At 61.3% G+C, this 8,614-nt stretch carries 10 protein-coding genes; 6 read left to right on the top strand and 4 right to left on the bottom strand.

Annotation, left to right across the window (positions count from 1 at the left end; all coding sequences use genetic code 11):
- On the bottom strand, window positions 1-674 hold a 674-nt coding region (locus Q1X90_RS03865; protein WP_300766725.1), incomplete at its 3' end, for a YwiC-like family protein.
- A gap of 332 nt (window positions 675-1,006) precedes the next feature.
- On the opposite strand from Q1X90_RS03865, the gene Q1X90_RS03860 reads away from it, so the two are divergent.
- From Q1X90_RS03860 to Q1X90_RS03845, 4 genes are all read left to right on the top strand, one after another.
- Window positions 1,007-1,669, top strand: coding sequence for an amino acid ABC transporter permease (locus Q1X90_RS03860; protein ID WP_300766723.1), 663 nt, complete (start codon window positions 1,007-1,009; stop codon window positions 1,667-1,669).
- Window positions 1,647-2,378: an amino acid ABC transporter permease gene (locus Q1X90_RS03855; protein ID WP_300766720.1), complete on the top strand. Its 732-nt coding sequence runs from the start codon at window positions 1,647-1,649 to the stop codon at window positions 2,376-2,378. Before Q1X90_RS03860 ends, Q1X90_RS03855 begins: the two co-directional genes overlap by 23 nt.
- Window positions 2,371-3,192 (top strand): amino acid ABC transporter ATP-binding protein, encoded by an 822-nt coding sequence (locus Q1X90_RS03850; RefSeq protein WP_300766718.1) that lies wholly within the window; start codon window positions 2,371-2,373, stop codon window positions 3,190-3,192. Before Q1X90_RS03855 ends, Q1X90_RS03850 begins: the two co-directional genes overlap by 8 nt.
- Before the next feature lie 87 nt (window positions 3,193-3,279).
- The gene (locus Q1X90_RS03845; protein WP_300766716.1) at window positions 3,280-4,113 is read left to right on the top strand and encodes a transporter substrate-binding domain-containing protein; all 834 of its coding nucleotides are present in this window, start codon (window positions 3,280-3,282) and stop codon (window positions 4,111-4,113) included.
- A 187-nt stretch (window positions 4,114-4,300) separates the two neighbouring features.
- Here the strand turns inward: Q1X90_RS03845 and Q1X90_RS03840 are convergent, their stop codons facing one another.
- Genes Q1X90_RS03840 through Q1X90_RS03830 form a run of 3 tightly spaced genes read right to left on the bottom strand, consistent with a single transcriptional unit; the run spans window position 4,301 to window position 6,529 of the window.
- Window positions 4,301-5,218, bottom strand: coding sequence for an ABC transporter ATP-binding protein (locus Q1X90_RS03840; RefSeq protein WP_300766714.1), 918 nt, complete (start codon window positions 5,216-5,218; stop codon window positions 4,301-4,303).
- Between the two features lies 1 nt (window position 5,219).
- Complete coding sequence (locus tag Q1X90_RS03835) at window positions 5,220-5,894, bottom strand: ABC transporter permease (protein WP_300766712.1); 675 nt, start codon at window positions 5,892-5,894, stop codon at window positions 5,220-5,222.
- An 8-nt stretch (window positions 5,895-5,902) separates the two neighbouring features.
- A complete protein-coding gene (locus Q1X90_RS03830) occupies window positions 5,903-6,529 on the bottom strand; it encodes an MFS transporter (RefSeq protein ID WP_300766710.1) in 627 nt (208 codons plus the stop codon).
- Window positions 6,530-6,651: 122 nt separating this feature from the next.
- Between Q1X90_RS03830 and Q1X90_RS03825 the strand changes: the two genes are divergently transcribed.
- Window positions 6,652-7,671, top strand: a complete 1,020-nt coding sequence (locus Q1X90_RS03825; protein ID WP_300766708.1) for a hypothetical protein — start codon at window positions 6,652-6,654, stop codon at window positions 7,669-7,671.
- 430 nt (window positions 7,672-8,101) lie between these two features.
- The coding region (locus tag Q1X90_RS03820; RefSeq protein ID WP_300766706.1) for an MFS transporter at window positions 8,102-8,614 on the top strand (513 nt) is incomplete at its 3' end.

Below are 8,614 nucleotides of genomic sequence, written 5' to 3'. Positions count from 1 at the left end.
TTGAGACGCTTGTCACGACGGGGCAGAATCGCGGCTCTGATGAGCAACGCGACCGCCGCGGCACCTGTGGCGGGCCCCAGCCAAATACCCAAAGGCACCAACGCGACATGCCACACCACCGAGATCGCGTAATACCCATGATGGCCAAACTCCCGAATCATGGTTTTGACGAACAGCACGGAGCCGTATTGCGTCAGCATAAAGGCGGCTGCCGCGACCAGGCCGGCTTGCGGCAGCAGGACGCCGTTGCCCCCGACACCCAATGAGACAGCGATAAGGCACATCGTCCCCGAGGCAAGCACGTCCACCGCGTTGGCCCACCATGACCGTTCCTGACGCCGCCAGGCCGCCAGCAGGCTCAGCCCCGCGAGTGCCGCAAACAACGGCGCCCACCACAGCACCGATGGGATGGCGACGACCAGTGGCACACCGACCAGCGCCACAAGCGTTCCATACACCAGCGCCGGCGGCAGGTATCGCCCCACGCGGCGGGAGAGCAGCCAGCGCGAGGCGGTGAACTGGAAGCAATAGCACAGCGCCCAGGCGAGCAGCAGCCAAAGGTTGCGCCATGTGGGCCCGCCGATGACCACCCCGGCAACCGCGGGGGAAAGCACCATCACCCATGCGCCTGGCTGATTCGACGTCCACAGCCGGATCCGTTGCCTTGCCGTCATATGCGTACCGCCACCATTGCCACTCATCCTCACCAGACTAACGCGCCGGCGCACGCAAAGCCATACCTGAGGCTCACGTCCGTCCACCCGTCCGTGCACCCATCCGTCACCACAGGTCTCCCGAAGCCATTAATCTTACTGAGGAGCGCTCCGGGAACCGGTCACCGTTGCCGCCCGTTGCCGCGCGACGGGCTCATGCGGATCATGCTGCGACATTGGCCGCAGGATCCGGGCAAGTCCGGGCAAGTCCGGGCGGCTCCGAGCGGCTCCGAGCGAGCCACGCCCGGAGCCGGCAACCGGCCGACCGCCCAAGGACGAGGAAATGGAGAGATATGGACTGGAGTGTCATCACCGAAAGCCTGCCGCTGTTCCGGCGCGCCTTCGTGGTCACGCTGCGCCTGTCGGCCATCAGCATCGTGCTTGCGACCATTCTTGGTCTGGTCATGGCCCTATGCCGCGAATACCGCGTGCCCGTCCTGTCACAGATCAGCGCCGCCATGGAAGAGCTTTTCCGTAACACCCCGCTGCTTATCCAACTGTTCTTCCTGTACTACGGGCTGCCGTCGGTCGGCGTGAAACTCAGCGCGGAGCTGTGCGCCGTCCTGGGCATGTCCATTCTTGGAGCCGCCTACATGTCCGGCGCGTTCCAGGGTGGGTTCAGCGGCATCCCCCATGTGCAGACGGAATCGGCGCGAGCGCTGGGGCTCTCCATCCCGCAGATGATCCGTTACGTCACCCTGCCTCAGGGGCTCACGCGCAGTGTGCCGGCCATCGCCGCCAACGCCATCTTCATCATCAAGGAGACGTCGGTGTTCACCGTCATCGCCGTTCCGGAACTGACGAACACGGCCCGCGACCTCATCGGCATGTATTACCACACGAACGAGTATCTGCTTGAGCTCGTCACCGCCTATGCGATCATCCTCATCCCGCTGTCCCTCGTGCTGACGTGGTTGGAAAGGAGAGTGCGCCGTGCCTCTTTCCGCACTGTCTGATGTTCTGACGCTGGCCGGCCCCACCGGACCCGGCATTGATGTGATCCTCGCCGGAGACAATCTCACGCGCCTGCTGGGCGGGCTGTGGACGTCGATCAGCATCGCCGGACTCGCGCTTCTCGTCGGCGTCCCGCTGGGAGTCGTTCTCGGCGCCTTGCGAATCATGCCGAGCCGTCTTGTGCGGGCGGTTCTGAAGGTTTATCTCGAATGCTTCAGAATCATTCCCACACTGGTGCTCCTGTTCCTCGCCTACTACATTCTTCCCGCCGAGTTCAACGTCCAGGTGTCCGGATCCACGGTCGCGGTCATCGCCTTCGGCCTGTGGGTGTCCGCCGAGACCAGCGACACGGTCCGCGGCGGACTCGTCTCCGTTCCCGACCATCAGATCGACGCAGGCAAGGCCCTCGGCATGAACGGCCTGCAGCTGCTCTGGCACGTGAGGCTCCCCCAGTCGATCAACCTCATGATTCCCGCGACCATCAACCTCGCGACCCGAGTCATCAAAACCACCTCCCTGCTTCTGCTGATCAGCGTGATCGACGTGGTGACCGTGGGGCAGCAGATCATGGAGACGAACAGGATGGCGCATCCGGACGCCGCCTTCTGGGTCTACGGATTCATATTCCTTCTGTACTTCATCGTCTGCTGGCCTCTCGCCAGACTCGCACAGACTCTGGAGCGTCGAGCCAAGGAGCGCAACAATGGCTGATTCACCCCTGACGGACAGCATGGCAGTCACCGACGCCACGGAAAACACAGCAGCGACCACCGAGCCGAACGTCCTGCTGTCCGTTCGTCATCTCAAGAAGTCGTACGGCGATCATGAGGTTCTTCGCGACGTGAGCTTCGACGTTCCGCAAGGTCATGTGGTTGTGCTTCTCGGACCATCCGGATCGGGAAAATCGACGCTCATCCGCTGCCTCAACGGCTTGGAGACGATCCAGGGAGGCGACATCATCTTCGACGGCTCCCCCGTCGACACGTCCAGCGAAAAGGAATGGCGGCGTCTGCGCAACTCCATCGGCATGGTGTTCCAGAGCTACGACCTCTTCCCCAACCTCACCGTCGCCGACAACATCCGCCTCGCGCCCCTCAAAGTGCAGAAAAGGCCGAAGGCCGACGTCGAGCGGCAGATGGACGCGCTGCTGAAGGACGTGCGTCTCACGGAATACCGGAACGCCTATCCGCGCGAACTGTCAGGAGGTCAGAAACAGCGCATCGCCATCGTGCGGGCGCTTGCCATGAACCCCCGTCTGATGCTTTTCGACGAGGTCACCGCGTCACTGGATCCCGAGATGGTCCGCGAGGTGCTTGAGCTCATGCTGCGGCTTGCCCGGCGGCATATGACCATGATCGTCGTGACTCACGAGATGGAATTCGCCCGACGGGTCGCCGACACGGTGATGTTCCTCGACAACGGGGAGATACTCGAACGCGGGTCGGCCCGCGACTTCTTCACCAGCCCCCGGACGGACCGTGCCCGACGTTTTCTCGAGAGCATGGCCCCCATCACTGAAATCTGAACCGAGATCCGAGATCCGTCAGCCCGTAAACCCGTGCACCCCATAAACCCAAAAGAGAAGAAAAGAAGAGAAGAAGGTACAGAAACCATGACCACCATCAAGAGGATCCTCGCAGGAGCGCTTGCCGTCGCGACCATCGCATCGCTCGCCGCCTGCGGATCGTCGTCCTCCAGCAGCACGCAGCAGGGATCGACCGTCGCGCAGATAAAAACGGCCGGGACCATCCGCATCGCCACCTTCGGCGATCTGCCACCCTACGGCTATGTGAAGAACAGCGGCGCCCGGGCCGGCTATGACGTGGCGCTGGGCAAGCGGATCGCCAAGGATCTCGGCGTCAAGGTCACCTGGGTGCAGGTCAACGCCGACGGCCGTGTCGACTCCCTCAAATCAAACAAGGTCGATCTGGTTCTGGCGAACTTCACCGTCACCGACGAGCGCAAGGAGGTCGTCGATTTCGCCAGCCCCTACATGAAGGTGTCGATCGGCGTGGTATCCCCCACCACCGCGACGATCACCAGCGCGAAGCAGCTTGAGGGAAAAACGCTGGCCGTAACCAAGGGAACCACCGCGGAAACCTACTTCACGCAGAACTATCCGAACGTCGAACTGAAGAAATACGATTCCAAAACCCAGCAGTTCCAAGCCTTCAAGGACGGCCGCGTCGCCGCCCTCGCCGACGACAACACCTACCTGTACGCCTGGGCGAAGGACAATTCCGGTTACACCGTGGGAATCAAGAAGCTCGGCGACGAGTCGACCATCGCGCCCGCGGTGCGCAAAGGCAACGCCAGTCTTCTCAACTGGACGAACAAGGAGATCAAGAAGCTGACCACCGCGGGATTCTTCAAGAAGGCGTATGAGACGGAGCTCGCGCCGTCGTTCACCAGCGACATCAAGGCGGAGGACGTCATAATCGAATAGCGTCATACCGAATCTCACGTCATACCGAATCACGGGGCGGCGTCATCATACTGGTGGCGCCGCCCCGTGAAATATGCAGAAAACGTTTGCGGAGTGCCAGTCGCGGAGAACAGACAGGACGCCGCCGGGATGGCCCCGACAGGATGTCGTCCGGGAGGCCCCAAGCAGGCCCTCCAGGACGGTTTTGCTACCTCGCAGGGTTATCGACCTGTCCCGCGGATGCGGTGTCGCTTCCGAAAAGCGCCTTCTCCAAAGTCGCCTTCTGCCTCCAGAATCCGGTGACGGGCAGTCCGCTGTTCAGCATTCCCTTCAGCAGCGCGGTGACCGGGAACTCCTCATGCGCCCTGATCATCACACCCCTGTCACATTCCTCCGCCCGCAGACCAGCGGCCTCGGGAGCCTGAGCCAGATAGTCCATCATGGCACGCCGATAGTCTGAATCCACCTCGATGATGTAGCGCACATCCTCATCACGCGCGTCCGCCTCGGCGATAAGATCCGACACCGTTCCCGACGACGTGATCCGACCGTGATCGATGTAGTAGACGTAATCGCTTATCCTCTGCAGCTCGTCCATATTGTGGGAGGTCAGAAGAACAGCGGCTCCCCGATCCTTGAGCTCCTCGATTATCGTGAGCATGACGAGACTGGACTGCACATCCACGCCGGATGTCGGCTCGTCGAACAGATACGTGTCATAGTTTCCGATGCACGCCTGAATGAAGGCGATCTTCTTCTTCATCCCGAAGGAATACGATTTGATCTTCTTCGACAGCTGGTCGGCGATGCCCAGTCGCACCGCCAGCTGATGCCAATACTGCGAAGAGTCGGAAGCATGCTTGACGCCGGCAATGAACGACAGGAACTGCTTGCCGCTCATCTCCCGGTACAGCGACTCCGCGTCCGGCATCACCGAAAAATCTCCCTTGGTCACCACACCGCTGGTGGCACGGAAATATCCGCAGACGACACCGATCAGCGTGGACTTCCCAGCGCCATTGGCTCCGACCAGCGCCGTGATCCTTCCGTCCTCGGCGGTCAACGACACGTCGGACAAAGCGGTTTTCGATCCGAATGATTTGCTTAGCGAGTCAATTTTCAGCATGTCACAGGTCCTTCCGGTCGAAAAGAACCAGTCCCGTGGCGGATAGCACCACCACGATCACAGCGAGGATGGCAGCATGCGAAACGGGGAGATCGAAATAGTCGAACGGCAGCAGATATCCGACAACCTTCCACACGGGTTTTGCGGACCATATCGCCGCCATGACACCCAACGCGGGAAGGCACGCGCCGAGCACCAACGACACGAACATCGCCGGACGCTGTCTGCCCAACACAATCGACACCAGACAGGTCAACGCGGCGCAGTACATATAGCTCAGCACCAGAACAAGCAGAGAACGCCCATCGAACTCGATCCGATGCCCCGACACCGCCACGACGACCAATGAGACCACCACAACCACGAGGAAATAGGTGATGATGGCCAGATACTTCGCCGCGAAGATCTGCGCACGCCTCATAAAAGGAAGCACATAGCGGATCGCCTGCGTCTCCATGTCATAAGCGAAGATGCCGGAGAAGACCAGCCCCACAAAAAACGGCGCGAAAAAGGCGTAGATGGCCAACAGGCTGGACATCTGCAGACCGGCGCCGCCTCCCAAAGCGCCGGAAATTTTTGACATCCCTATGGCGACCCAAACCATCAGAGCGATGGTGATCAGACTTCTGACCGACAACAGCTCCCGTTTAAGATCCGCGTAATACAGCGCGAGCATCCCTCTCCCTACATCAATGGAAACGCCAGCCAAGGCGTAAATGGTAATCGACCGTGGAATCTCCATCGGAACCACGCTAGTGACCATTCCATCAGTAGAGGCACATGGGGACATCGCTGTGAGTCAGAACGTCTCGCGTCTACCGCGACCGCGGCGCAAACCAGCAGCACCGGATACGACCCGAGGAAGAACAGTCCGGCCAACGACGGGAGGGACGCCACCGTCGCCAGAATGATGAACGGGCGCCGCCGTCCGGCCCTGTCCGACAGAAGCGGGTAGACCACCCCGCCCACGATGCCGGCGACGATGACCACCGCACCGACCACCCCGGCCCTTTCGGAATCGATGCCCCGTGCCAGAAGCATGTCGGACAGGCAGGTGAGCACGGCGTTGAAGGCTCCCAACGAGATCATGACGATGAGCAGCAGAATCACGAAATTATGGTTCCGACGCAACCCCCACGCATCCCGCATGGAGAAGCCTCCGGTTTCGTCAGCACCAGGTCCCGCCGGTCTGTCGGGCCTCTCGCGCAGCAGGAGCACGGCGGGCAATCCCACGATCATGGCCAGCCATCCCATCGCGTGGAGCATCCCCTCCATTCCCATGGCGTCATACATCATCGGCGTGGCGACCATGACGACGACCCCCTGACCGTCACCTTCTACAAGGGGTCGCGGGCGACCACGACGGCCGGGAACGTCACGGTCTCACAGGGCACTACGACCCAGGCGGGCCTGGCCGCAGCGAGATCGACTGGATGAACCAGGTCCTCAAGAAGTACTCGAACCGCATCGCGATCCTCGACTTCCATGAGTACCTGCTCGCCTCCGGAGGACTGGGCCTCGTCCCCCAGGAGGTCTACAAACGCGTGGTCGTCCCCAACGCCAACGTGAAGATGGTGCTGTCCGGGCACTACCACAGCGCGCAGAAGACCGTGTCGAAGATCGACATGGACGGCGACGGCGTCGCGGACCGCAACGTCGTCAATCTGCTGTTCGACTACCAGGCGATGTCGGAGGGCGGCATGGGCTTCATCCGTCTGATGCATATCAACACCGCCAATGCCACCATGCAGGTGCGCACTTATTCACCGTCGCTCGGCAAGTACGGTTCGCAGACCGTCGAATCGTCCGACTTCACCCCGTCAGACGAGGAGTTCACCATCGACCTCACGCAGCTGGGAATCAAGCCCGTGACATCCTCGGGCCGGCAGAAAACGCTGACGACAGACTCCTTCGACACCGACCTGCGCGGTGGTAAGGCAAGCATCATCGGGACGGTGACCGTCAATGCGACGAGGACCAAGGCACTTGCCAGCAACCGTTCGCTGTCGTCGACGACCCGCACGGCGACGCTGACCTGGACGAATGCCCCGACCGGCACCCAGGGCTGGTACGCCGTCGTCAGGGGCGAATACTCCGAAGCCGCGGAGGATTCCACCAGCGGCTCCGACACCGCCGTCAGTGGGGTGTCGACGGTGAAGGTTGCGGCTCGACAGCCGTCTGGCAGTTCGACAAACACCAACACGGGAACAGGGGTTCAGAATTCGCGACCATCCTCCGGGACTTCGGCAACGGCATCCAGCGGATCGGAATCGTCGAGCAACGCAGCTTCGCAAGGTCAGCCATCACAGGCGCAATCCAATGAATCTCCCGAGGAGTCCCTGAGCGCGACGGGTACGACAGTGGTCTCCATCGCCACCGTGACTGTCCTGATGACGATGACAGGAGTGGTTTTGCGAACCATTTCCCGTCGTTTCTCGAAGCGTCGCCACTGACGGACATCTGTCTGCTCCAGCAATGATGAATCATCAAACGGATGAGGATGCGACGCCCTGGTAAACCGATGACTAAAAATGATGACTCGTGGCACTACTTTCGGGGAAGAGGCCATGCCACGAGTCGATAACGGCATCCGCGCCGGATCGGGAGGATAAGAGGAGAAGCATCGGTCGGATGGAAGGATCCCTGGGGGCCCGGAACAGAGCAAAGGAAACGATTCCGTCGTAGGACACTCGTCCAACCGCGGAATCGTCCGGGATGCGACAACGCCCTCATGACCTTGGTGCGGAGGACCGTTGTTTCCCGGAGCGTCAATCCCCCGGAAGTCCCACTCCACCACCAACAAATCGTCGCGCACCACCGACAACCCTCGGTCCGACCGGTCCATGATAATCGTCATGGACCGAACCATGGCGATAGGAACGAATGAAGCGAAAACGACACGACATCACGGGCACCGACATCACGAACGAGAAGATCACAGACAACGAGCTGGTTCCGATTGATCAATCCAGCAATCGGGTCCTGACGATGGCGGCGGTGTTCATCGCCACCTTCATGACCTCCGTCGAGGTCACCATCGTGACGACGGCGCTGCCGTCGATCATCAGCAGCCTGCATGGTCTGGAATACCAGAGCTGGATCATGAGCGCCTACATGCTCACGGCCGCCATCGCCACGCCCGTGTTCGGAAAGCTGGCCGACACCGTCGGACGACGCGGCGTCTTCCTCTGGGGCGTCGTCATCTTCACCGTCGGTACGCTGCTCAGCGGACTGGCGCCGCACATACTGCTGCTCGTTCTGGCCCGGGCCGTCCAGGGAATCGGCGCCGGCGCCGTCATGCCGCTGACCTTCACGATCATCGCCGACCTGTACGACTACTCACGACGGGCGAACGTCCTCGCCCTCAACAACACCGCATGGGGGCTGTCCGCGCTG

Source organism: uncultured Bifidobacterium sp., from assembly GCF_949292005.1.
In the GTDB taxonomy this organism is placed as follows: Bacteria; Actinomycetota; Actinomycetes; order Actinomycetales; family Bifidobacteriaceae; genus Bifidobacterium.
Note: the sequence above shows the minus strand (reverse complement) of the source record. Positions and strands in the feature narration are given on the sequence as shown.